This window comes from Bacteroidota bacterium, from assembly GCA_018698135.1.
Taxonomy (GTDB): Bacteria; Bacteroidota; Bacteroidia; order CAILMK01; family JAAYUY01; genus JABINZ01.
On record JABINZ010000010.1, the window covers coordinates 71,424 to 96,562 of the forward strand.

20 protein-coding genes are annotated in these 25,139 nt (G+C 35.0%); 8 read left to right on the forward strand and 12 right to left on the reverse strand.

Annotation, left to right across the window (positions count from 1 at the left end; translation table 11 throughout):
- Position 1: 1 nt before the first annotated feature.
- The 11 genes from HOG71_00870 to HOG71_00920 are packed head-to-tail and all read right to left on the reverse strand — an operon-like array spanning position 2 to position 11,745.
- Positions 2–1,531 carry an adenylyltransferase/cytidyltransferase family protein gene (locus tag HOG71_00870; protein MBT5989382.1) on the reverse strand — a complete coding sequence of 510 codons (1,530 nt, stop codon included), beginning with the start codon at positions 1,529–1,531 and terminating at the stop codon, positions 2–4.
- Entirely contained in the window at positions 1,512–2,375 is an 864-nt protein-coding gene (locus tag HOG71_00875) for an FkbM family methyltransferase (protein ID MBT5989383.1), read from the reverse strand. Before HOG71_00875 ends, HOG71_00870 begins: the two co-directional genes overlap by 20 nt.
- A gap of 4 nt (positions 2,376–2,379) precedes the next feature.
- Entirely contained in the window at positions 2,380–3,366 is a 987-nt protein-coding gene (locus tag HOG71_00880) for an SDR family oxidoreductase (GenBank protein ID MBT5989384.1), read from the reverse strand.
- Complete coding sequence (locus tag HOG71_00885) at positions 3,363–4,466, reverse strand: DegT/DnrJ/EryC1/StrS family aminotransferase (protein ID MBT5989385.1); 1,104 nt, start codon at positions 4,464–4,466, stop codon at positions 3,363–3,365. The genes HOG71_00880 and HOG71_00885 overlap by 4 nt, the downstream gene beginning before the upstream one ends.
- A 9-nt stretch (positions 4,467–4,475) precedes the next feature.
- Positions 4,476–5,255, reverse strand: a complete 780-nt coding sequence (locus tag HOG71_00890; protein ID MBT5989386.1) for a class I SAM-dependent methyltransferase — start codon at positions 5,253–5,255, stop codon at positions 4,476–4,478.
- 7 nt (positions 5,256–5,262) lie between these two features.
- Positions 5,263–6,252, reverse strand: a complete 990-nt coding sequence (locus HOG71_00895) for an SDR family oxidoreductase (GenBank protein MBT5989387.1) — start codon at positions 6,250–6,252, stop codon at positions 5,263–5,265.
- A gap of 58 nt (positions 6,253–6,310) precedes the next feature.
- Complete coding sequence (locus tag HOG71_00900; protein ID MBT5989388.1) at positions 6,311–7,024, reverse strand: WbqC family protein; 714 nt, start codon at positions 7,022–7,024, stop codon at positions 6,311–6,313.
- Position 7,025: 1 nt separating this feature from the next.
- Complete coding sequence (locus HOG71_00905; GenBank protein MBT5989389.1) at positions 7,026–8,015, reverse strand: sulfotransferase; 990 nt, start codon at positions 8,013–8,015, stop codon at positions 7,026–7,028.
- Positions 8,012–9,265 (reverse strand): hypothetical protein, encoded by a 1,254-nt coding sequence (locus tag HOG71_00910; GenBank protein ID MBT5989390.1) that lies wholly within the window; start codon positions 9,263–9,265, stop codon positions 8,012–8,014. Before HOG71_00910 ends, HOG71_00905 begins: the two co-directional genes overlap by 4 nt.
- A 3-nt stretch (positions 9,266–9,268) precedes the next feature.
- Complete coding sequence (locus HOG71_00915; protein MBT5989391.1) at positions 9,269–10,246, reverse strand: sulfotransferase; 978 nt, start codon at positions 10,244–10,246, stop codon at positions 9,269–9,271.
- On the reverse strand, positions 10,231–11,745 hold the full coding sequence (locus HOG71_00920; GenBank protein MBT5989392.1) for a hypothetical protein: 1,515 nt from the start codon (positions 11,743–11,745) through the stop codon (positions 10,231–10,233). Before HOG71_00920 ends, HOG71_00915 begins: the two co-directional genes overlap by 16 nt.
- Positions 11,746–12,130: 385 nt before the next feature.
- On the opposite strand from HOG71_00920, the gene HOG71_00925 reads away from it, so the two are divergent.
- The 6 genes from HOG71_00925 (at position 12,131) to HOG71_00950 (ending at position 20,043) form a co-directional block, all read left to right on the forward strand.
- A complete protein-coding gene (locus HOG71_00925; GenBank protein MBT5989393.1) occupies positions 12,131–15,304 on the forward strand; it encodes a SusC/RagA family TonB-linked outer membrane protein in 3,174 nt (1,057 codons plus the stop codon).
- Positions 15,305–15,331: 27 nt separating this feature from the next.
- The gene (locus HOG71_00930; protein MBT5989394.1) at positions 15,332–16,783 is read left to right on the forward strand and encodes a SusD/RagB family nutrient-binding outer membrane lipoprotein; all 1,452 of its coding nucleotides are present in this window, start codon (positions 15,332–15,334) and stop codon (positions 16,781–16,783) included.
- A gap of 26 nt (positions 16,784–16,809) precedes the next feature.
- Positions 16,810–17,547, forward strand: coding sequence for a DUF5012 domain-containing protein (locus HOG71_00935; protein MBT5989395.1), 738 nt, complete (start codon positions 16,810–16,812; stop codon positions 17,545–17,547).
- An 11-nt stretch (positions 17,548–17,558) separates the two neighbouring features.
- The gene (locus HOG71_00940) at positions 17,559–18,014 is read left to right on the forward strand and encodes a hypothetical protein (GenBank protein ID MBT5989396.1); all 456 of its coding nucleotides are present in this window, start codon (positions 17,559–17,561) and stop codon (positions 18,012–18,014) included.
- Positions 18,015–18,317: 303 nt separating this feature from the next.
- On the forward strand, positions 18,318–18,659 hold the full coding sequence (locus HOG71_00945) for a hypothetical protein (protein MBT5989397.1): 342 nt from the start codon (positions 18,318–18,320) through the stop codon (positions 18,657–18,659).
- Positions 18,660–18,819: 160 nt separating this feature from the next.
- Positions 18,820–20,043: a pyridoxal phosphate-dependent aminotransferase gene (locus HOG71_00950; GenBank protein MBT5989398.1), complete on the forward strand. Its 1,224-nt coding sequence runs from the start codon at positions 18,820–18,822 to the stop codon at positions 20,041–20,043.
- 29 nt (positions 20,044–20,072) lie between these two features.
- Here the strand turns inward: HOG71_00950 and HOG71_00955 are convergent, their stop codons facing one another.
- Entirely contained in the window at positions 20,073–21,341 is a 1,269-nt protein-coding gene (locus tag HOG71_00955) for an FtsX-like permease family protein (protein MBT5989399.1), read from the reverse strand.
- Between the two features lie 153 nt (positions 21,342–21,494).
- On the opposite strand from HOG71_00955, the gene queA reads away from it, so the two are divergent.
- Both queA and rpsA read left to right on the forward strand, forming a co-directional pair.
- The gene (queA, locus tag HOG71_00960; GenBank protein MBT5989400.1) at positions 21,495–22,556 is read left to right on the forward strand and encodes a tRNA preQ1(34) S-adenosylmethionine ribosyltransferase-isomerase QueA; all 1,062 of its coding nucleotides are present in this window, start codon (positions 21,495–21,497) and stop codon (positions 22,554–22,556) included.
- Between the two features lie 123 nt (positions 22,557–22,679).
- The gene (rpsA, locus tag HOG71_00965; GenBank protein MBT5989401.1) at positions 22,680–24,980 is read left to right on the forward strand and encodes a 30S ribosomal protein S1; all 2,301 of its coding nucleotides are present in this window, start codon (positions 22,680–22,682) and stop codon (positions 24,978–24,980) included.
- The last annotated feature ends 159 nt before the right edge of the window (positions 24,981–25,139 follow it).

The following is a 25,139-nucleotide window of genomic DNA, read 5'->3' on the forward strand; positions in this document are numbered from 1 at the left end:
TTCAGGTTAAAAGTGTTTTCAGATATTTCATTAAAGGTACTTTCTCAATATAGGATTTATTACCCAAAATTTTAACGGCCATTGCCCCTACAGCATTGCCAATAAAGACAATTTCTTCAGCGGGAACACCTATTTTAGCCAGCAAAGCTGTAACCGAAAGAAAAGCATCTCCAGCACCAACCGTATCGATAATTTCATTCGACAAAACTGGTGATTTTATAGATTTTTCATCCTCCAGCGTTCCAATAATCGCTCCTTCAATACCCAATGTTACAACCCCATATTTTGCCTTCACTTGTTGGATCAAATGCTTAACCGACTTCTCAATATCGGCATGTTTATCATGCATAGCCAGTCGGGCTTCTTCTCTATCAATTGAAAAATAATCACAAGAAGGATACTTGCTTAGTAAATTATAGCCCATATTGGCACTGTTAGTTTGTGCATTAACCACTGTAAACAATTTCAGGTTTGCAATATGCGATACAATTTCACTATCAATGAGGCCATGTCCAAAATCAGCAACAACTATCAAATCATAATTTTCCTCGCAACTTTTCAATTCATCGATAACTTTTTGTTTATCAGCTGCATTGAAAGGAGAGTCATTTATTTCAATTAATTCGAACAGCTTGTGTTTGAAAACTTTGTCGACAAAACGTCTCTTCACAACTGTAGGTCGATCAGCTGTAAAAATTGCTTTCCACGAGACTTTCGGATTAAGTTTTTCCTTTATAAAGTCAAGGTAGTTTAGCTGCTCATTTTGACCATAATTTGCAATCAACCTGACCTCTTTTGCAAATCCAGCCATGTGGTTGGCAATGGCTAATACGCCTCCTCCATATAGCTCGGATTGAAGTTTACGTGCAGTTATTGTTGCAGATTTTGATGCCTTTCCCAAGGGATTAACGAATTGATATTCATCAATAATAATATCACCAATAACCAAAACTTTTAAGTCCGAAATTTTATCAAAATAGCCGCTTATCTTTTCATACGACACCCGGCTTCTTAAATCCGTTAAATAGTTTTTAATTTCTTCCGATGAATCTTCTAAGTGCCTATTAATTAAATTGGATGAGCTAAATTGGATTTCTTCAGTAAAAACCAGTTTGCCTCCAAATTCTTCTACCTTCTCTTTTTCTTCAATAATTCCTCCGGTAATATCATCCACTGCATTTTTATAGTCTTGCCCCTTTACATAAAAATCAGGTTTAATGGCCTCAATAGCAGTAATCGCAGTTGGGAATCGATTTATAGCTACAAAATCAACATATTGCAAGGCAGCAATATTTTCTGCTCTCAACGATTCCGTAAATATTGGTCTGTCTGGCCCCTTGTTCACATGCTTATCTTCAGTGATAGTGACTACTAAAATATCCCCGAATTTTTTAGCTGCTTCAAAATGTTTGATATGGCCTGGGTGAATTAAATCAAAAACACCATGACAATGAACAATTCTCTTCTTTTGTCCTTTTAGATCAGCAATCTTTTCAGAAAGCTCTTGCAGACTATAAATCTTTCCTAACATCAGCAGATTTTTTATTATCGTTCTTATTTTTCACATAGGTTGTGAAAGGAGTTGATCCATTTGTCATATGAGTGATGTATTTACAATTATGTTGTGCTAGTATTTTTTCGCACTCTGTATAGGCTCTTTCTCCCTCTCCTATTCGATGATAGGTAGCTATGGCCATATTACGTATAACACCATCTTTTATGGTCTTTTCAGCACCCAATAAAAACTCAATTTCAGCAGATTCAATATCCGATTTAATAAAATCAATTTTTTTCAGTTTTCGTTCTTCAACAAACGAATCGAATTCAACAACATCAAACTCAAACTTCACATCCTTATCGTAAATATTATTAAAACTACCAGAACTACCAGTTCCATAAAACGTTAATGTCGAATTTTCATTGTAAACGCCCTTTTTTATCAGGGTTATATTTTTCAGATTGTTCAATTCAATTAAATCTCTAATGAACTCATTATTGGCAGTATTGGGTTCAAATACATACACATGACCAGAATCTTTGACCAAATGTGCCATATAAAAACTTACCGCTCCTAAAAAACCTCCCAAATCAACAACAACATCACCTCTTTTGGGAATGTAATATTTAAAATAGTTCGAGAATTCTTCGTTAACAAAATAAAACAGAAAGCTTAAATACTGTTTATGTTTTCGATTGGGATTTAGCTTTATAGTAAAACGTTCACCTAAAAAAGAAAAGGACACTTGATCTTTTCCATTGTAATCGATATGCAGCTCTTTCAATCCCTCATAGAGTTTTCTGTCTTGTCTTTTTACCTTCCAAAGTCTGATTTTGTGAAGGAATTTACTCTCCGGAAGAAAACTTGTTATAGCCATATTCTTATCCTAAATATTTGATCCAATCTTTTGTTGCCTCATTAATACTTGCCGGATCCCACAGAGGTGCCTCTCGCCAATATTCAATAACTTCCAGCATTCTACCAACACCATTTTCCAAACTCACTTTAGGTTCCCAATGCAATAATCTTCTGATTTTTGCAATGTCTGCAAAGGTGCAATCAGGTTCTCCGGGTCGTTTTGGAATATAGGTTACTTCGCCTTCCAATAACTCAACAAGCCGATTAACACTATAGGTATTTCCACTACCAACATTCATAATTTCACCAGCCACTTCAGGATGTTCTGCTGCGGTAATACATGCATTCGCAATATCCGAAACAAAGGTAAAGTCGCGGGTTTGTGTTCCATCTCCGACAACCGTATAAGGTTTGTTGTTTAGTTTTTGTGCCAGAAAAACGCCAAATACTGCACCATAGGTTCCTGAAGTTCTTGATCGTGGACCATACACATTAAAAAAACGCATACTTGTTACAGGCAAATTATAAATATGATGCCAGTTCATTACATATTGTTCAGCCAGATATTTGGTTGTGGCATATGGATATTGTGGTCTTATTTCAGCAGTTTCAGTAGTTGGGTATTTATCAGGTATCCCATAACAAGATGACGAAGCGGCATAAATTAAACGCTTTACGTTGTGCTTTCTGGCAGCTTCCAAAACCGATACCGTTCCATTTACATTGGAATTATGATATAACATGGGCATTTGAATCGAAGGTACAATATCGGCTAATGCAGCAATATGAAATACCCAATCGACTCCTTTAAAAAAAGGCTCTATCTTTTCATGATTGGAAATATCGGCTTCAACAAATGTCAGGTTTGCATGATGTTCTAAATGTGAAATATTCAATAATCGTCCGGTACTCAGATTATCGATTACGATCACCTCATCCCCTCTACTTAATAATTCTTCAACGATATGACTGCCAATAAATCCGCAGCCACCTGTTACTAAGGTTCTCATATTTTATTCTTAAAAAATTCAATAATAGTATCGCATACATAATGCACTTGCTCATCGCTAAGTTCCGGATAAACAGGTAAACTCAATATTTTTCCCACTTGTGCTTCGGTAACCGGAAAATCTCCTTTTTGATAAGCTAACTGTTTTGCAGCTTCTTGAAAATGAATTGGAATCGGATAATGAACTTTACTTTCGATATCCTTGGCAAGCAAATATTCTTGCAGCTCATCTCGAAATTCAGTTTGAATAATGAAAGTATGATATACTGCTTTTTCTTTGTTTGAGTCCATGGGGACTTTCACTAAATCTTTAATACGATCCTGATAAATAGCTGCAAGGTTTCTTCTTCTATCTGTCCAATTTGCCAGATATTTCAGCTTTACATTTAATAAGGCAGCCTGCATTGCATCTAGTCGGCTATTTAAACTCCAATAAACGCATTCATCCCTATTTTTCAAACCATGATTGCGCATGATCATCAGTTTATCATAATAAAGCTTATTATTGGTTGTAATAACGCCTCCATCACCGGCAGCCGATAAGTTTTTTAATGGGTGTAGACTAAAACATGCTAGATGTCCGATACTCCCCACTTTTTTGTTTCCATAACTGGCACCAACTGCTTGTGCAGCATCTTCAATTACAATTAAATTATGTGCATTTGCAATGTCCATTATGGCATCCATATCAGCTGGTCGCCCCGTCAGATGAACAGGCATTATTGCCTTGGTTTTTGGACCTATTAATTTCTTGATTTGCTCTGGATCAATATTAAAATCATCTCTTACATCGGCAAATACAGGAATTGCTCCTGCCAGTGCAATAGAAGAAGCCGAGGCCAAAAAAGAATTGGGTGCGGTAATTACTTCATCACCAGCTTTTATCCCTGCAACTTTCAAAGCTAAAACCAGTGCATCTGTTCCATTGGCAACACCTATTGCATAGTTTGCCCCACATATCTCGGCAAATTTCTTTTCAAAATCTGCAACAGTTTTTCCCAATATAAATTGACCGGTTTTTAAAACACTTTCAACCTCAGCCAATAATTCAGACATAATTGGAATATGCTGTGCTGCTAAATTTATATATGGAACTTTCATGAATATCGATTAATCAACTTTTGTCAGTACTAATATATTATTTTGAGGCGTTTGAATAAGTTTGCTAATATTCTGCTTGACAATTTCTTTAATTTTCAGATTATTCTCCTTTGCACATTTTTCCCAATCGGCAATTGACCTCAATCGCTTATTCACAAAAACCGACTCATCTTCAGTGTTATGAAATTCATCCCATGCTTTTTGACGTTCATCCCACGTATCAAAATCATTTGTTTTGTTGAACTGAGCATTATAGGTTTTATCTCCAAATTCACCACCAACAATAATAACTCCACCTTTATTTAACAATTTCATCAAATTATTCATGGCAACATACCAGGCAGCATCATCAACAATATGAAATATGACACCAATAGCATTAATGATATCGAATTTTTTATCAAGCTTAAAATCGGTACTGGAAACATCACCTAGCATAAAATCAACAGATTCATCCTGTTCAAATTTTTTCACGAGCATATCATAACAAGGCTCAGAGATTTCAACCCCCAAGCTGTATGCTGAATTGAAATAAGTTTTATAAAACTCTATCCAATGTCCAGCCCCGGATCCTATATCAAATACATGTGGATTATCGACTACTTCAGTATCATAAAAATACTCTATCAGTAGATTTTCGACAGCATTGTAATGGTATTTTGTGCCAAGTTCACTAAAGGTTGGTGATATGGTAACTCTATCTGAAAATTCTTTATTTATAACAGACCGATGCCATGATTCAAAATACTTTTTTCCATCATAAGCAAGCGTTTTACTTTTGATCTTCATATCTACTTTATTTTAACTCAATATTTTGCATGCGCTTAACATTAAAATAGCGATCATTTTCGAGCGAATCAGGAATTAGTCCTTTCGCAAAAGCATTCTTCAAATCATTCACTGCATCTTCTAAACTATGTTTCGGTTCAAATCCTAATTCTTGCTTTATCTTTTCGGAAGAAATATGATAGGAACGATGATCATCTGATGGAGTTGTAATGATGTCAACTTGATCTCCTACCACATTTTTAACCATATCGGCAATTTCAGCTACTGTATGGTTTTCGTATCCTGCATTATAAATTTTCTGAGCAATTTGATTTTTAGGCAAGCCAAGTAATTGAATATACAAATCAGTAATGTCTTCAATATGAATATTTGGACGTTTCTGATCTCCACCAAATACAGTGATCTGTCCTTTATTTACGGCCAAATTTGTCAGAATATTCACGGTTAAATCAAGGCGTAATCTGCGTGAATAGCCGCATACAGTAGCAGGCCTGATGGTTACAACCGTAAAATCGTCTGAATTATAAGCGTGCAATATCTTTTCGCAGGCTGCCTTGAATTTAGAATAATCGGTTAATGGATCCAGCTCTACATCTTCATTTACATTAGGTACATCCTTAATACCATAAACACTGGATGATGAAGCATAGATAAACCTATTGACGCCAACTTCTTTCGAAATTTGCACCAATGGCTCAAATGAATCAAGATTGATGGATTTCCCTAAATCAGGATTTAATTCAAAACTGGGATCATTTGAAATACACGCTAAATGGATGACCGCATCATGTCCCTTAATGGTTGAACGTAATAGTTGTTGATCTCGGATATCTCCTTTAATTTTAGTTAGTTTAGGATGATCTTCCAATACATCTTCACCATAAATCATCAAGTCAATAACACTTACTTCATAGCCTTGTGAAAGCAGTTTAGGCACTAAACGAGCGCCAACATATCCAGCACCACCTGTAATATAAATTTTTTTCATTTGATTAATACTCACAAATATCTGTTTTAGCAATGATTCAAAACAATTTTTAGAAATGCAAAAATACTTAATTTACTTTAACCCAATTCCTTCCTTTTCGAATGACTTCAAGAGAATTTTCTCCCATATTAAACAGGAGGTCAAGTATACTCAAATAGGGGCTAAATTCAGGATCAGCCTGTGTATAAACAGGATGCTGATAGTTTTGTTTAAATAATTGGATTTGATGCTTTGCAAAGTTTTCTCCGCTATATAATCCAATATCAATTCCTTTCTCAAAGTTATAAAACTCAGTAGGTTTTAAAATTTCGCATAAGGACATAATTTTATCTTCAGGATTACCTTCTAACAATGGAATCAAGGAAGAGGCAGTTTTGATTTCAACCGAAATTCCTATTAATTGCGCCAAGTCCATTACTGTTCGTTGGTTGTAAACCGATAATAATTTCTCCTTAGGACTTAGTATTTCTTCAACTACAGAAATATACTTCTTATAAAAAGGAGCTGTTGAGTAGTAGGATTTAATTTTATTAATCGCATCAATATGCCAGTCTTTTTCGTCTAATTCTGTCTGATTGATAAGTATTGATTGATTTGCTTTTTTAAGAGAAACAGTCAGCCATTTTGGATCAGAACCTACAGCTTTTATTTTATTTCTGACAATAAATGATCTTTTCACCATCTGCACATTATCCAAGCTAATCCAAAGATCAATGGAGTCGAGCAGGTCGAAATACCCCAGCCAGGGGATAAAATTAGGTTGTGTAATTGCAATCTTCAAATTATCTGTTTTTAATTAATTCATTTAGCTCAGCAAACAATTCATCATTTAATCGTTGCTTGTTGGTTTGCTTATTCAAACCTGAAAAGTCTTGTTCTTTATCTATTGCCTGTATGCCAATTATCTTAGCAAGTGATTGAATATGTTCCTTTGGCTTGGCTACTAAATCTTCATATTGGATTGTAATTTTTCGATTATTCTCCAACTTTGCTAGGGACGATTCAATATGGCGACTAACATCCTGATATTGATAAGCGATTTGTTCCAGTGGACTTTTTCCAGTTTGTTTCATCCAATTCCGAGGCCTGATACTCCACCAAATATCCGGACTACCATAACGTTTAATCCTAGATTCATAAATGGATTGAAATACGTAAACCGGATCTCGTTTGATATATAAGAATTTCGAATTGGGGAATTCCTTCGCCAGTCGTTCTATATAATAATTTGTATAAACAAGACTTTTAATCATCAATGGTTTTTGCTGATGAGCCGAAATTCCATATAATTCTTTTCTGAGCATTTCCCAATCGACCAAGTCAAGCTCTTCATCTGACAAATGATCGTGTTGGCTGTGATTCAGATAATATTGCCAGAAATATCCAAATTCATGAGGTGCATGGTCTCCTTTCGTATTTCCTAAATCAGATTGATAGCTTTGCAAGTCTTTTTGGCCTTTCCTTTCAAATTTTATTAAAGCATAAAGTGGAGCCAAAAAATACTTCGACATATAGTTATTGATAAAAGCAATATCGAAATTATCTGCAATAAACTGAGACAAGAATGTAGTTCCTGACCGAGGTACGCTCAAGACAAATACAATAGGAAAATCCCGATTATGATAGCGCTCTAGTAGTTTTTTTTCTTTGGAAATCAAACTCTTGTTACGATAAAACAAGCCGATATCCTTAAGCAGATTTCTTTTGCCTTTAACCCGTAATTTGTTATCCCGATAGATTTCTTTTAAGAATGTTGAGCAACTGCGTTTCATTTATCTACTGTTTTAGTGGATGAAACATTTTCATAAAATTGCAGTAATCTATTCATATTTGCGTCAAGCGACAATATTTCTCTGGATTTCAAAACCCGCTCTTGCATTTGCTGGTAAGTGTTCAAATCAATGTTTGACCTCAGATCAGCAAACTTAGCTCTGCTTAATTTCAAACCAACTCTATACCTGTTAATTAACCAAATTTGAAACAACGGACCCGTGCCAATAATTATTGGCAATGCTGCTTCTAAGTAATTAAATAGTTTTTGATTCATTGCTCCTGATCTTTTGTCATTCAGCTCAGGGAGTTCATCTGTAAAAAATGGAATCAGACCAAAATGATATTGTGATATTTCTGAAGCAATTTCAGCAGGTTTAATGGATTCATGCCAATGAAAGTATTCCAGTTCTTCAGCTTTCTTTTTATAATCACTGAATACATGCCAATTTCTATTTTGTCCGGGATAAATATGAAAATGTATTTTTTGCCTGTTTAATTCATTAATAATGGGCAAAAAACTCTCTGGCAAATTTGCAGACATATCTTTCACTCCACCAATATAAACCAGATGAATATCATCAGGATCGACTATTTTCTTTTTTTGCGGAACAAATAAGCTATTATCACAATATTCCAAGAAAAACAAATTACTTGGTTTTTTCTCAATCTGATATCTACGAATGGCAATATGAGGTTCATAACTGCGTGCAATTATTCCATCTGCATGCGTCATGGCATATTTCTCATGAGGGATATCTTTCCGCAAATATTTGAACGGAGGATTGAAGCCATAGTAATTTAACGAAACATCTTTCCAGTCGACTATGGTTTTATACTTCGCATACTTCACAATTTTAGAAGCAAACACCGATAAAGGATGAAAGAAATGAACGATATAAATAGATGGAATTCGCTTCAACAGCAGTTTTAAATGCCAAATATTACGAAAATAAAGAACCGAATAATCCAAAGCAGATTTATCGGCAAAATAGATTGCTTTTTCAGAAGTCAGGACTTTAACCTGATAGCCTTCTATTTTACTAATTCTATCGGCTAATCTAAAAATATGAGGCTGTGCCTTATCCATCACATAAACTATACTACGAATAGCTGATTCTTTAGTTTTAGCGAAAAACAAATTGGAAATCATAAAGCCGAATGCATCAAACCCAATAGAAAAGAAAAAGGCAACTTTTTTCTTTAATTCCTTTAAATAAACATGTTTTATTTTTTGAAACAAGGATGCCATTGATTATGGATTAATGGTTTTTTGAATCAAATTATATTTTTCTGATTGACTTTCAATAAGCTTTGCTATTTGCATTTGCTCATCTTCACTCAATTTCGTTTTCCAATCGTTAATTGGATCTTTTGTGTGTGTATTAAATGCCTTTCGCTGCCTGCTTGTCATTTTAACAACTTTTTGCTGATGTTTCTGATCTAATCTTAAAAAGTCAACAATATCTGGTAGAATTTCCTCTGGTTTTGCAATCAAATCTTCATAGCTATAAATACGATAATATTCTTTTCCTATTTTGTCAAAATCCTTAATAGCTTGATAATTTAATTTCAACCAAGCTTCAGGTATCAATTTAAAATTCCCTGGATATAAGCGATCTGATTTTGCATTTTCCAACTCCTTTGCAGGCAAACGTGTCCAACACGAACCGTCATCTTCGGGTAAAAAGTTTAACATGTTTCTGGATTTAAAATCCTTGTTAAAATGCAACTTCATACTTAAACTATGACTTTGTATGGATCGCACGATATGTATAAATCGTGCTTCTGGAAACATTTCATGAAGATAAAGCGATTTATTGGTCAAGTGTGGAGATTTGTTTACAGGAATTATTTGATCCCAATCTTTAAGAATTCCACCTGAGCCAAATTTTTGTGAAAAAAGAACCCGTTTTATTAGCTGTCTTTTACTTTTATAAGCCTCAATATTGTCATTGAAATAATTAGTCATATTGATTCCAAACTCTGGCTTAAAATCAGCAGCTGTTTTGTAATGGCATTCACCCATGCAGGAAGCCCCTCCAATCGTAGTCCAGATGGAGTTTAATTCAACACCAATTTTTAGTAATTGTGGGTGTTCTGTTAGAATATTAAGCAAAAGTGTTGTACCGCTTCGCATCAGTCCCAAAATAAAAACAGGATGATTGAAACTGCGGGGCATTAACTCGCTTGGATTATAATTGATATACTTATTTTCTATTGGTTGAACCATGACCTAATTCTCAAAATCAACTTATTATACATATCATTAACATCTTCAGACACCTTAAAACTCAAGGTTAATACTGAGAATACTGCAAAGATAGCAATAGAATTTACAGCTATATCAAAGAATGAATTGATGTCTTGGTTTTCAATTCCAAGTCTAAATGTTGGTAATTTAAACGCAAAAAATGAAACAAGTATGAAAATGCCCAATGCTTTCAAATAATGGATAGAAAAAGGTAAAAGCTTTAATTTCCACCAGATTAAGGACAATTTCAAAACATTAAAAAATACGATAGCTATACATGTTGCCCAGGCAGCACCAATAATTCCATGAATTGGTATAAGTATTAAATTGGCACTAACGGCAATAATTAATGAAACTACATTCAGTAAAAGCATGTAACGATAATATTTCGACAAATTAATAATACCACCATTAATGCCTGTGCCCATGTCAAATAATTTCATTGATATCAATATGAGAATAACATACTTCCCATTTTTATAATCATCAGGCATAAAACTTAATACCGCATCAACATTAAACCAAATAAGCATAAATATTAAGCTCCCAATAATCAATTGATTGAGAGAAGTTTTTTTATAGAGCTCATTTACCTTACGTAAATCATTATCCTTAAAAGCCTGTGCTATTATTGAACCACTAATATTTGAAATAGCTTGTTGCGGGAGGTTAAGAACGGTACTAAAAAGTGCCACAATACCATATATCCCAGTTGAGTGCAAGCTAAGCATTGCAGCAATCATGAGTTTATCAACTTCAATAATTGATGTTTGTACAATTTCAGATAAGTATCCATAAGATGCATAATTTGCCATCTTTTTCACAATCTTTTTGTCGACAAACGCTCTGTTTATTTTCCAATGAAATTCCCCAATTGATATCACATAAATCAATAAAAGAAGACTGGAAAGTGCATAAGCACCTGCAAATGTGACCAGGAAACCATCAAAATCAATAATTTCAAAATAGTATAACAAAACACTAATCAAGGTAAAAACCTTGATATAAATATCTTTTACAATAGCTGCATAAACTAACTTAAACAAAGAGCGTAAATAAGAACTAAGTAAACTCATCAAACTAATACCAATGATCACTGGAAATACGATATTAAAATGTTGAGTGAACAATAGTGATCGCTCCACATACATATTTAGTATTTGTGTTCTGAAAGCAATGGTGAGAATAAAGAATATAATAAATCCGAAAGTAGCCAATATCATTACAAAAGGTAAATAACCATTGTGTCCATTATTTTTGTTTCGGAAATAAGGGAAAAAACGCAGGGTAGAACCTGGTAAATTAAACAGTGAAAAGTGAGAAAACAGATTTGCGAAAGACTGAATAACTTTTATCAAACCAATTATCGATGGAAGCAAGAGGTTTGTAAAAACAAAAACCTGGCTCAAAAAGCCAATTGCGACACCTATCGCTGAAAAAAACGTTGTTTTAATACTTTCTTGCCTAACGATCCCCATGTAATAATAAATGCATTATCTGTTATCAAAGTGCTTGAAAAACGAATTTCACATTTTATTATTTTATAACCACACGTTTTTCGTTGGAGTTTTCAACTTAATTGAAGTTTAATATTTTAGTTTATTGTTTTCTAATACAAAACCAAAATCATTCTATCGCCTTTTATATATTATTCCCTCTAAAATTAATATTATTAAATTGTTAATTTTTCTCACCATTTCTGTCAAATTTTCATTATACTTGTGTAACTAACTAACCTATCACAACAATGAAAGCAGGAAATATTTTCGACAGAGAATATAGTGCCCTTTATTTTGGTAATTTTTGTTTTGCATATAATATTACAACTAACCTTAACTTTTTTTAAAACTTAAAATTTAACGTATGAGGAAATTTACAATTTTGCTCGCATTCATGATGTTTCTTGGATTGCAAGCAACACATGCGCAGAAGAAGGTTATTTCTGGTAAAGTTACCAGTGCCGAAGATGGTACTGCTTTGCCTGGGGTGACCGTCATTGTGAAAGGAACTACCCTCGGTACTAGTACGGACGTTGAAGGTAATTATCAGATGTCCATTCCCGAGAAGTCGACTTTTCTGTCTTTCTCCTTTATTGGAAAGAAAACAGTTGAGTCTGAAATTGGATCAAGAACGGTAATAAATGTCACCATGGAGGATGACGTTATGAATCTGGATGAAGTAGTGGTTACGGCTATTGGTATTACTAAAACAGAAAAAAGCTTAGGATACTCAGCCACACAAATTGGTGCAGAAGAAATTACGAAAGCAAATGTACCTAGTGTACTTAATTCGTTACAAGGAAAAGTTGCTGGAGTTAATATTTCATCAGCATCTAGTAATCCAGGTGCCTCTACAAGAGTAATCTCACGTGGTTTCTCTTCATTAGCTGGTTCAAACCAAGTATTGTATGTAATTGATGGTGTACCTATCGATAATACAAGTCTTGGATCTTCCAGTTTAAATGGTGGAACTGACTTTGGAAACAGAGGTAATGACATTAACCCTGAAGATATTGAGTCTGTGACTTTCTTGAAAGGATCTGCAGGAACCGCTCTTTATGGTTCTCGTGCAGCGAATGGTGTTATTGTTATCACCACCAAGAAAGGAAGACTTGCACCTGCAGGTAGTGGCAAAAAAGCTGCTCAGATTACATTCGCCACCTCAGCCATGTTTGATTCTCCTTTAAAGCTTCCTACATTCCAAAATGAATATGGTGAAGGATTTTTTGGCGAAACTGATTTATTGGAAAACACTAGTTGGGGACCAAAATTTGATGGAAAAGACAGATTGTGGGGACATGTTGTCGATAATTCTCAAAAACTAAAACCTTATGTAGCACTTCCAAATAACGTGAGAGATTTCTTTGATGTTGGACAAACATTAACCAACTCTTTAAGCATTACTAATGCTACGGAAAATTCAAGTTATTATTTTTCTTATTCAAATGTAAATGCTGATGGTATTTTCCCAACAGATGTTGACCAGTATAAGAGAAATACGATTGCTTTAAGAGGATTTTCAAAACTAGCTAATAACTTTACTAGTTCTGCATCAATTAACTATGTAAAGAAACAAAGTAGTTTTGTTCCAACAGGACAGGATCAATCTGTATACAATAATATCATGCAAACACCTCGTGATATTAGCCTTTTGGAATTAAGAGATTATCAAGACAAATTTAATAATCTGGACAACTATTATTCACTTTACACAGCCAATCCATGGTATACGCTTAGCGAACATGGAAACAGGTTAAATGAGGATCGTGTATTTGGAAGTATTGGACTTGATTATGCTATAAATGATTGGATTACATCTACATTAAGAGTAGGTTCTGACATTGCCAATGCTCAAATTGATCAATGGAGAGCAATTACTTCCATGGAAGGAAATAATGCATCCAACTCAAACTCTGATGTTGGAAGAGTTAGTAATCAATCTTTCTTTAGTCGTGAATTCAATACCGACCTGCTTGTTAATTTCATAAGAGATATCAATGAAGATATCGAATTCAAAGGATTAGTTGGATGGAACGTGAATCAGCGTAATTCCAAGTCATTATTTGCTCAGGTAATTGGTTTAGATATTCCTTATTTCTACCATATTTCAAATAGTTCTGCAACACCTGTTGTTGACGAAACTACTAGCAAAAGACGCTTAATGGGTCTTTTTGCAAGTGTTGATTTGGGTTATAAAGATTATTTATACTTAACATTAACAGGTAGAAATGATTGGTCTTCTACATTACCAAAAGAAAACAATACATTTTTCTATCCTGGTGCAAACTTGAGTTTCATCTTTACAGAATTAGTTGATCTTGATTTCCTTCCGTTTGGTAAATTAAGAGCTGGATGGGCACAAACTGGTAACGATGCTGATCCTTATGATATTTATTCAGTATTTGTAAGTGCAGGCCAAGCTGATGGTTTTAGAAACTTAAATTATCCATTAGCTGGAAATATCAATGCATTTGAGGTTTCTAATCAAATCGGAAATCCAAATCTTCAACCTGAAATTACAACAGAGTTTGAAATTGGAACTGACTTAAGATTCTTCAATAATAGAATTGGTGTTGACTTTACTTATTATAATAAGAACATTACCAATCTTATTTGGCCCGTTAGTTTAGCATATTCAACTGGATTTTCTACTCAGGTATTAAATCTGGGTAATATTACTAATAAAGGAGTTGAATTATTACTTACTGCAACACCTGTGAAATCAAAAGATTTCCGTTGGGATATTACCTTCAACTTTACCAAAAACAACAACGAATTGGTTGAGTTAGCAGAAGGTTTAGATCAGGTTTCTTTAGGTGGTTTAAGTACGATTACTTTTGTTGCTAAGCCCGGTCATCCAATCGGTTTAATTGAAGGAATTGTTCCTTTAACTGATGACGATGGAAATATTGTAGTTGACAACAATGGTATTCCTGTAGCTGATGAAGAAAAAGAGATTTATGGTGATGCTCAGTATGACTATATGTTTGGAGTTACAAACAACCTGAAATATAAAAACGTTACATTCAGTTTCTTAATTGATGTTCGTCAGGGAGGTTTAATGTACTCAAGAACTGCTGATATCCAGTATTTTGCAGGTACAGCACCACAGACACTCTATAACGACCGTCAGCCTTTTATTGTTCCTAATTCAGTTGTACAAACTGGTACAGATGCGAATGGTGATCCTGTTTATGAGGAAAACACCAATGCCATAACCAATGATGTTCTTTACACCTATTGGGGTAATGGTGGAACAATGCTTGACAGAGCTTTTGTTATTGACAAGTCATTTGTAAAATTAAGAGAAGTAGTACTTTCTTATAACTTACCTAATAAATGGTTTGCAAAAACACCATTCAGCAATGCACAGTTATCAATTGTTGGAAGGAATCTATTGCTCTGGACTCCACAGGATCAAACATTCATCGATCCTGAGTTAACCACATTTGGAAATGACCTGAATGCTGATTATGGCGAATTCAGTGCTGCACCAACCACTCGTTCTATTGGTGGTAGCTTAAAATTTTCATTCTAATTTTTTATCATGACTAAATTTAGAGATATGAAAAAGTTTTTAATTTATAAATCGCTGGTTTTCGTCATGCTGGTGTTTTTCACAACTTCTTGTGAAGATTTCTTTGATGTAAATGACGATCCAAACAACCCATCTTCATCAACAGTTGAGTTGGTATTTCCTGCTGGAGCAGGATCAGCCGCTTATGTTATTGGTGGATGGTATCAAATACTTGGAGGCCTTTGGTCACAGCACTGGGCACAATCAACCGGTGCACAACAATATCGTGATTTTGATCAGTATGATATCCAAACAACACATTTGGATGACAGACAGTATGGTGAATTATACGCAGGTTGTTTAAATGACCTAAAGTATGTTAAAACGCTTGCTGAACAAAATGAAAACTGGAGTTATTATTTAATGGCTTCTGTTATTCAAGCGTATGTATTTCATGTATTGGTTGACCTTTATGAAAGTGTTCCTTTTACAGATGCATTAAAAGGCGCAGACGAGACTGCCGTTCTTTTACCTGCATTTGACAATGGAGAAGATATTTACAAAGGACTGATTGCCATGTTAGATGATGGTCTTTCCAAAGACTTGACACTTAGCACGGTAAAAACACCTGGCATAGATGATATTATTTTCCAGGGAGATCTTGATATGTGGGCAAAATTTGCGAATACACTGAAACTCAAAATCTATATGCGTGTTGTAGAAACAACTGCTATGGGAGCTTGGGCTAGTTCAGGTATTCAAACTATGTATGCAGCAAATGCAGAATTTCTTTCTGCTGATGTTACCATGACAGCATTTGCCAATGAGCAAGACAGAAGAAATCCTGTTTTTGAAACAGAATTCGATCGTTTTGGTGGTGTAAATATTGTTGCTAGTAACACCCTTATGAATTTCTTATTGAACTCAAGTGATCCTCGTGTGGATGGTATTTTTAATACACCACAAAACGGAGGAACACATGTAGGCAATGATCAGGGTGATTTCTTTAATCCTGCTTTCACCAGCGCAGCTGACCTTTCACAACCTGCTGTAACTGGCCTTGATCCTGTTTACTTTATGTCGACAGCTGAGAGCTATTTCTTACAAGCAGAAGCTGCAGTAAGAGGTTTTGGAACTGGTAACGCAAAGGCATTATATGAAATGGGTATTGATGCATCCTTTGCACACTTTGGTGTTGGAGGAGCAAGTGCATTCTACGGAAGTGGAGGCGATTATGAATTCCCAACAACTGATGATGCTAAAATTGAAGCTATCATTGTTCAAAAATGGGTTTCCATGGCTAATTCTCAAGGACTTGAATCGTTCTTTGAGCAAAACAGAACTGGTTATCCTGATTTCTACACTATTTCAGTAAACTCTAGCTGGGGTCCTACTCAGTTCCCTAGAAGGCTTTTATTCCCTGATTCAGAATATCAAACTAACAAAGCCAATGTGCCTGCACTTAAGAGAGTTTATGAAAAAATGTGGTGGCATAAATAATTTTGTTAAACCATAAATAGATAAATATGAAAAAAATAAATAAATTAATAGCAATACTTGGAGTTGCGGTCATATTCTTGGTAGGATGTGAAAAAACAACTGACAACTTATCCAGGGTTACTAATTTCCCAGATTTCACTATGCTTGGAGATGCTGTTATTTTCCATAGTCTTGGAGACGCCTTCACAGATCCTGGATGTACAGCAACCGAAGCAGGTGTAGACTTAACCGTTGCAGTTGATGTATCTGGAAGACATTCTCAATACAGTGGAGCTACTGTTGATGTTGCCAATGCTGATGAATATCATATTACGTATTCAGCGGTCAATGCCGATGGTTTTCCAGGATCTGTAGGAAGAACTGTTCATGTTGCAAAAGTTGGCGATTTAACTACGAGTATCGAAGGTATTTATACTGCAGATATCATTAGAAATGGTACAACCAGCGCACAGTATCAAGGACTCGCTTATGTTTATATCTGGAAGAACACAGATGGAACATTTGGCATTTCTGATGGTATTGGAGGCTATTATGCAATGGGAAGAGGTTATGGTGACAACTATAAAGCCACTGGCTGTATAATCACTGCAAATGATATCCCTACCAATGATTTCACATTCGGAACATTTTCTGTGAAAACATTTGGTGGCGTTTGTGAAATGACCTCTATGACTGTTGACGCAGCTAACAAAACCATTGAATTTGTTACTGACTGGGATGCAGGTTATACGTTTGAAGTAACATTATCTCAAGTTCAATTTTAAATTATACGACTATGAAAAAAATAAAAATTATATTTTTTAGCTTAGCAACAATTCTTATCATTGGACTTATGGGTTGTGAAAAAGACATTGTTGTAGACCATGCTGATGCATATCCTGTTTCAGGCACTTGGTGGGTTACCTACCAGTTTGATGATGGAGCAGGTAACATCGGTGACTGGTATGGTGTAGGCTATACCAAGCTGTTTATTTACAATACATCTTTCGATAACGATTCCATTTGGATTGATGATCATGATAATTTCTGGCAATACAAAGTCAAATCACATTATACTGGATCAACATTTAGTATTGATCAGGGAAATGATGTTCGCTGGGGTGATGCGACTACTGTTACTAAAGGTCAAGTGATCGATAATGACAGTATTTACATGGAAATTGAATGGGCTTCTGACCCAGGTACCATCTACATCTGTTCAGGTGTTAGATACGATGGTTTTGGCGAATAAGTTGTTGAATTAAATCACAAAAAGGGTTGCATATTGCAGCCCTTTTTTTTTGAATATTGCTGTAGGTTTTTGTACATAGGTGTTCAATTATTATACAGACGATTATTGGTCACACACAAATGTCTCTTCCTATCTACCTGTTCTACTTTCACTTACGCATTTTGGCATATCGCTTGATCTTTTTTCAATCAACAAATAAATTATTAGTTTGTAACATTTTTAAGGCCTTGTTCGTCCTTAAATCAAAACACAACAAAATAAATTCGTTAAACCGAAGGCTAAACCTTCAAAAAGAATAAAAAGATGAAAAAAAGTATCCTGGTTATTTTAATTTGCACATTAGTCAGTATTAATTTTGCCTTTGCAGTAAATGATACTGAAGAAAGTAAAGAATCAAGCGTAAAACAAGCAATCAAGCTTGAAATCGATTATCCTGAATTTGCCATTGAAAACAAGATTGAAGGCGAAGTTCTTGTCAGTTTTGAAGTAAATAAAGATGGCAAAATTGATGTACTTCGTACGAACTCTGTTTATAAGGAGTTAGAAGGATATGTAATCGAAAAAATGAAATCAATTACTGTTCATGCTGATGATGCTGAAATCGGTAAAGTATACAATATGAAAATCTCCTTTAAGTTACTATAAATACTGCGCTCAGTTAAGGTTAGTTTTTAGCGCTATCCCTGGTTACACTGAACCCCATCAGTTGGAGCCAGGGATTTTTTTTATCCCATTGAAAAGCATCCTTATTTATTAATTTCAATATCTTCGTCCTGTTTATTTATTAACGATTAATTGATAAAACATGCCACAATTATCAAAGAAAGCAGACCTAATGCCTGCATCTCCAATTCGCAAATTGGTTCCATTTGCTGAAGAAGCGCAAAAAAGAGGTGTTAAAATTTATCATTTAAATATCGGGCAGCCTGATATTGAAACACCAGATGAGTATTGGACTGCTGTGAAAAACTTTGATAATAAAGTTTTAGAGTATTCACATTCTGCAGGCAATGAAAGTTATCGTAGAAAGTTGGCTACATATTATCAACGATATGATATTGATGTTGACTATTCAGATATAATTGTGACTACTGGTGGTAGCGAAGCATTGTTATTTGGTTTATACTCATGCCTAAACCCTGGAGATGAAATAATAATTCCGGAGCCTTTTTATACCAATTATAATGCTTTTGCCGTTACTGCTGGAATCCATATTAAACCCATAACATCCACTATAGAAAATGGATTTGCATTGCCTTCCATTGATGAGTTTGAAAAGCTTATTACTCCAAAAACGAAAGCCATCATGATCTGTAATCCAAATAATCCAACAGGTTATTTGTATTCCAAAGAAGAGCTTGAGCAATTACGCTTATTGGTATTAAAGTATGATATTTTCCTTTTTGCGGATGAAGTTTATCGTGAAATGGTTTATGATGGTCAAAAGCATTATTCCATTTTAACTCTTGAAGGACTTGAGCAGCATGCCGTAGTTCTGGACTCTATTTCCAAAAGATACAGTGCATGTGGAGCTCGAATTGGGGCTATTGTTTCTAAAAACAAGCAGTTAATCGACTCTGCTTTACGTTTTGGACAATCTCGTTTGTGTCCTCCAACATTAGATCAAGCTGGTGCTGAAGCAGCCATTGAAGTTTCATCTTCATATTTTGAAAACGTTTTAGAAGAATATGTTTCTCGCAGAGACTTATTAGTGGAAGCTTTAAATAAAATGGATGGTGTTAGTTGTCCCATGCCTGGTGGAGCTTTCTACACAACCGTTAAACTTCCTATTGATGATGCTGATATTTTTTGCCAGTGGATTTTAGAATCGTTTGAGTACAAAAAGCAAACAGTTATGATGGCACCTGCTCCAGGATTTTATGCCACTAAAGGATTGGGTAAAAAAGAAGTGCGCATTGCCTACGTTTTGAAAAAAGAAGATCTCATGAATGCAATGGAATGTCTTGAAGTTGCATTGAAAGAATACCCGGGAAGAAGCCTTTTACAAGATTTCAAAGCCTTTAATTAGGCTTTTTTTTATCAGGCATTCAGAAAAAATTAGAATGTATTCCGTATGGCATTAATTGGATCTAAGCGTGAAGCACGGTATGCTGGAATAAAACCAGCTACAATCCCAATTATTGATGATAAGCCAATTCCGATTAATACATTTTTAAATGTGAGAACCAGTTGCAAATCACTTTGAATATTATTGGCCAGCAGCATTAATAGAAATACCATTAATAATCCAATCAAGCCGCCTATTAAACAAAGAAAAATGGCCTCACCTAAAAATTGCGCAAGGATAAAGAAGCGAGGAGAACCTAGTGCTTTTTCGATACCAATTAAAAATGTTCGTTCCTTAACTGAAACAAACATAATGTTGGCGGTACCAAAACCCCCAACCAGGATGGAGAAAGCTGCAATTATCCAGCCCATCAAACTTAAACTTCTAAAAATGTCGTTTAATTTATCACTGATAAAGCTTGCCCTGTTGAGCGCGAAACTATCATCATCACCAGGTTTTAATTTCCGAATGGATCGAAGCACACCCCTTATTTCATCTTCCAACTCATCAATACTCGCGCCTTTTTGTCCTTTAACCTTTATAGTAATGTCGAGGTTTCTCATGTATGAGCCATATAAATATCTGACAAAATTGAATGAAATAAATGCCATATTATCTGAATCCTCAATTTCAACTGCTCCCTCTCCTTTCTTTTCGAGCACACCTATTACATCAAATTTCTTATCCAAAATTTTCACCTTCTGTCCTATTGGATTTTTTTCTTTAAACAGACTATGAGCTAAAGCGCTTCCGATAATTATTTTTGGCGCACCGATGCGCATTTCATATTCTGTAAAATACCGTCCTTTTTCAAGTTGAAAATCATATACCTTTTCATAATCATATGAAATGGCATTAATGACAGCATTTCGTATGTGCTCCTTTTTATTTGATAAAGTGCGGCCATATATGCCTGCCACTATGCTAACTGCCTCTGCATTCTTCAATTTTTTCTGCAGTAATTGCATTTCTTCATAACTTACTTGAGGTCTGTTAACAAACTTCCACCAAGGATAATCATTTTCAAATATCCAAGGCCATTTCTGAACAAAAATCACATCACCACCTAAGGAAGCTACTGAAGTTCTGACACTTCTGTCTAAAGACGAAATGAAAGTTAAGATGGATATAATTGTAAATATGCCAATAATAATAGCAAGAGTAGATAGTAGTGTTCGTAATAAGTTTGTCCGCAAACTATTAATTGCAAAATAGAAGCTTTCCTTAAGAATGGCTATAAGTTGCGACCAGCGTGGCATAAATGCTTTATAATGGTTCTGAGAAATATTATTATTACTTCAAAAATAGTTTAAAAGGACAACCATCAGTCATATTTTTTTGAAAAAAAATGACTAAATTCTACCATTTAGGTAAATCTTAGCTTAAATTTGCACCTACATAAAAATTGATATATGGCAAAGTTAGGGCAGTTTTCATTTACAGTACCAGAACATCTTATTTCTAACAAACCAGCTATCTATCGCGATGAATCCAGATTAATGGTTGTTCATAAAGATAGCGGAGAAATAGAGCATAAAAAATTCAAAGACATTATCAATTATTTTGGAGAAGGCGATGTAACAATCGTAAACAACTCAAAAGTTTTTCCTGCTCGCCTACATGGTACAAAAGAAAAAACAGGTGCAAAAATCGAAGTATTCCTTTTAAGAGAGCTCAACAAAGAGAATCTTTTATGGGATGTTGTAGTAGATCCTGCACGGAAAGTTAGAATAGGTAATAAACTTATTTTCAATAATGAACTGAATGGAGAAATGTTGGTTGCAGAAGTGATCGACAACACAACCTCAAAAGGACGCACCATTCGATTTTATTTTGACGGTAGTTATGAAGAATTTCAGAGAGTTCTTCATGCAATGGGTTCAACACCTCTTCCACGTTATATGGAAAGAGAACCCGATTCAGATGACGAAGAGTCTTATCAAACAATATTTGCCAAACAAAAAGGTTCTATTGCTGCTCCTGCTGCTGGAATGCATTTTAGCAAAGAAATATTAAAATGGTTCGAAATAAAAGGAGTTGATCTCACTGAGGTTACGCTACATATTGGTTTAGCATCTTTCAGAGGCATTGAAGTAGAAGATCTTTCAAAGCATAAAATGGAATCTGAGAATTTTTATGTTTCTCCTGAAGCAGCTAAAATTGTGAATCAAGGAATCCAAAATAAGAAAAGAATTTGCGCCATTGGCACATCTACCTTGCGAGCTATCGAATCATCTGTTTCAACCTTAAGCGAATTGCTTCCAATTGAGGGCTGGACTGAAAAATTCATTTATCCGCAATACGACTTTAAGATTGCTAATGCATTGGTTACTAACTTCCACGCCCCAAAAACTCCATTTTACATTGCAACCACTGCATTTGGAGGACTTGAACTAATCAAAAAAGCGTATCAAGTTGCCATCAAGGAAAACTACAAATTCCTTGACTACGGAGATGTGATGTTGATTATTTAGAGCGATACACGCACACTTTCAATATTTTACAAGTTTTTCTTTCTTTTTTAATGGCATAATTAAAATAAAACTTAAATTTGCCGTTCCTAAAAAATTTAGGAGAAAGGAGGATTATTAAAAATAATGGAAGAAAAACAAACAGATTTAGATCAGAATTTAGAAAACCAGGAGGCCGCTGAAACGAATCAGGAGGTCCCTGAAACTAAAGAAAACACCCCAGAAATTAAAGAAGAAATTGCCCCAGTTGAATCAACTGAAGAAATTAAACCTGAAGAAGAGGTTGTCGTTGAGGAAACTAAAAGCACAGAGGAAGTTGTCGAAGCAGCACCTGTAGCCGAAGAAGTAATTTCAGAGCCCAAAGTAACCGAAGAAGTTGTTACTGAAGTGGAAGAAAGCAGTCCAGAAGTTGTAGCCGAAACAATTGTAGAGAGCACACCAGAAGTTGTTGAAACAGAAGCCATCAAGGAAGATGCTGTTGTTGAAGACAAAGAAGAAGTTGTTGCAGAAACTACAGAAGTTGAAGAAGCTGTTGAAGAATTGGAAGATGAAGATGCTCTTGAAGATGAAGAACCATTGGATTTGAAAAAACCATTCGACTGGGCAAGTTTCGAAGAAGAGGAAGAAGAGTATGGTAAAGAAGAGAAAGCAGAGCTTAAAGGTCTTTATACCAAAACTCTTAATTTCATTGAGGACATGCAGCTTGTAAATGCTGTAGTCGAAAACATCACTGACAAAGAAGTTGTACTTAACATTGGTTTTAAATCTGATGGCTTAGTTGCCTTATCAGAATTTAAACACATGGAAGATCTCAAAATTGGAGACGAAGTGGAAGTAATTGTTGAATCAACTGAAGGCCGTGATGGACAATTAATACTTTCTCACAGAAAAGCCAGGGCTGAATCAGCTTGGGCAAAGATTGTGAGTTCGCATGAAACTGGTGAGATCGTAACAGGATTTATCAAAGACAGAACGAAAGGTGGTATGGTTGTCGATTTATTTGGACTCGATGCCTTTTTACCTGGTTCGCAGCTTGATATTAAACCAGTTCAAGATTATGATGCATTTGTAGGAATCAACATGGAATTAAAGGTTGTTAAATTAAACCCTAATTTCAGAAATATTGTGGTTTCTCACAAAGCTATCATCGAACAAGATATCGAACAACAAAGACACAAAATCTTGTCGAAACTTGAGAAAGGACAAGTATTGGAAGGTCTTGTTAAAAACCTTACTTCATTCGGAGTCTTCATTGACTTGGGTGGTGTAGATGGTTTGATCCATATTACTGATGTTTCATGGGGACGTATTAATCATCCAAATGAATTATTGGAAATTGGCGAGAAATTAAATGTTGTTGTTCTCGATTACGATGAAGAAAAGAATAGAATTTCGCTTGGTATGAAGCAATTGACACAGCATCCTTGGGAAACATTACCAGAAGACATTGTTGAAGGTAGTGTGATGAAAGGAAAAGTTGTTAATATTGAAGATTACGGTGCATTTGTTGAAATTTACCCAGGCGTTGAAGGTTTAGTTCACGTTTCAGAAATGACTTGGTCACAACATCTCAAATCTCCAGCAGATTACATTGTATTAAATGATGAGGTTGAGGTAAAAGTATTGAGTATTGTTCGTGAAGAAAGAAAACTTTCTTTGGGTATAAAACAACTTACACCAGATCCATGGGCGAAAGTTCCATTAATTTATACAAAAGATTCACAGCACAAATCTGTTATTAAGAACATCACCAATTTCGGTTTATTTGTTGAACTCGAAGAAGGTATTGATGGCTTGATTCATATTTCTGACCTTTCATGGACTAAAAAATTCAACCACCCTTCAGAATTTGCCAAAGCCGGTGATGATATTGAGGTAGTTGTTTTAGAAATCGATGAAGAGAACAGAAGACTTAGCTTAGGTCATAAGCAACTTGAAGAAGATCCATGGGAAACCTTTAAGGATATTTTCTCTAACGGATCGGTTCATGAAGGAAACGTTATTAAAGTAGACGATAAAGGAGCTGTAGTAACATTACCTTATGGTGTTGAAGGATTCTGCCCAATTAAACAATTGGTTAAAGAAGACGAAAGCAAAGTGAATGTGGAAGATGTTCTTGAGTTTAAAGTGATTGAATTTGACAAATCAAACAGACGGATTGTAGTTTCACATATTTCTGTTTGGAAAGAAGCACTTAAGGTTCAAGATGAAGAGGTAAAAGCGGATAGAAGGAAACAATCCGACAAGACTAGAAAAGCAATTAGTCAGGTACGCTCTAAAGTTCAGAAAACCACATTAGGTAGCGAGCAAGATGTTCTTCAGGCATTGAAAGATAGAATGACTGCAGACGAAAATGCTGCTAAAGCCGAAGCCAAACCTAAGAAAGCTGACCCTAAAAAGAAAGCTGACGAAGAAGAAGCTGAATAATTAGCTGTTTTCAGATAATAAAAAAGGTACTGTTTAAATAACCAAGTAAAAGACGAAAAAAGTATCTTTACATAAGAAGAAGATCTTTCTATGAAAGACTATCTTGCGTAGCCTTGGCAGCATTTGGCAAGGCTACTTTTTTGTATCCTGGAACAAATA

Excerpts from the sequence above, each read along its gene's own strand:
- HOG71_00870 (MBT5989382.1), bottom strand. The coding sequence starts at position 1,531 with ATGTTAGGAAAGATTTATAGTCTGCAAGAGCTTTCTGAAAAGATTGCT.
- HOG71_00875 (MBT5989383.1), bottom strand. The coding sequence starts at position 2,375 with ATGGCTATAACAAGTTTTCTTCCGGAGAGTAAATTCCTTCACAAAATC.
- HOG71_00880 (MBT5989384.1), bottom strand. The coding sequence starts at position 3,366 with ATGAGAACCTTAGTAACAGGTGGCTGCGGATTTATTGGCAGTCATATC.
- HOG71_00885 (MBT5989385.1), bottom strand. The coding sequence starts at position 4,466 with ATGAAAGTTCCATATATAAATTTAGCAGCACAGCATATTCCAATTATG.
- HOG71_00890 (MBT5989386.1), bottom strand. The coding sequence starts at position 5,255 with ATGAAGATCAAAAGTAAAACGCTTGCTTATGATGGAAAAAAGTATTTT.
- HOG71_00905 (MBT5989389.1), bottom strand. The coding sequence starts at position 8,015 with ATGAAACGCAGTTGCTCAACATTCTTAAAAGAAATCTATCGGGATAAC.
- HOG71_00910 (MBT5989390.1), bottom strand. The coding sequence starts at position 9,265 with ATGGCATCCTTGTTTCAAAAAATAAAACATGTTTATTTAAAGGAATTA.
- HOG71_00915 (MBT5989391.1), bottom strand. The coding sequence starts at position 10,246 with ATGGTTCAACCAATAGAAAATAAGTATATCAATTATAATCCAAGCGAG.
- HOG71_00920 (MBT5989392.1), bottom strand. The coding sequence starts at position 11,745 with ATGGGGATCGTTAGGCAAGAAAGTATTAAAACAACGTTTTTTTCAGCG.
- HOG71_00925 (MBT5989393.1), top strand. The coding sequence starts at position 12,131 with ATGAGGAAATTTACAATTTTGCTCGCATTCATGATGTTTCTTGGATTG.
- HOG71_00930 (MBT5989394.1), top strand. The coding sequence starts at position 15,332 with ATGAAAAAGTTTTTAATTTATAAATCGCTGGTTTTCGTCATGCTGGTG.
- HOG71_00935 (MBT5989395.1), top strand. The coding sequence starts at position 16,810 with ATGAAAAAAATAAATAAATTAATAGCAATACTTGGAGTTGCGGTCATA.
- HOG71_00940 (MBT5989396.1), top strand. The coding sequence starts at position 17,559 with ATGAAAAAAATAAAAATTATATTTTTTAGCTTAGCAACAATTCTTATC.
- HOG71_00945 (MBT5989397.1), top strand. The coding sequence starts at position 18,318 with ATGAAAAAAAGTATCCTGGTTATTTTAATTTGCACATTAGTCAGTATT.
- HOG71_00950 (MBT5989398.1), top strand. The coding sequence starts at position 18,820 with ATGCCACAATTATCAAAGAAAGCAGACCTAATGCCTGCATCTCCAATT.
- HOG71_00955 (MBT5989399.1), bottom strand. The coding sequence starts at position 21,341 with ATGCCACGCTGGTCGCAACTTATAGCCATTCTTAAGGAAAGCTTCTAT.
- queA (MBT5989400.1), top strand. The coding sequence starts at position 21,495 with ATGGCAAAGTTAGGGCAGTTTTCATTTACAGTACCAGAACATCTTATT.
- rpsA (MBT5989401.1), top strand. The coding sequence starts at position 22,680 with ATGGAAGAAAAACAAACAGATTTAGATCAGAATTTAGAAAACCAGGAG.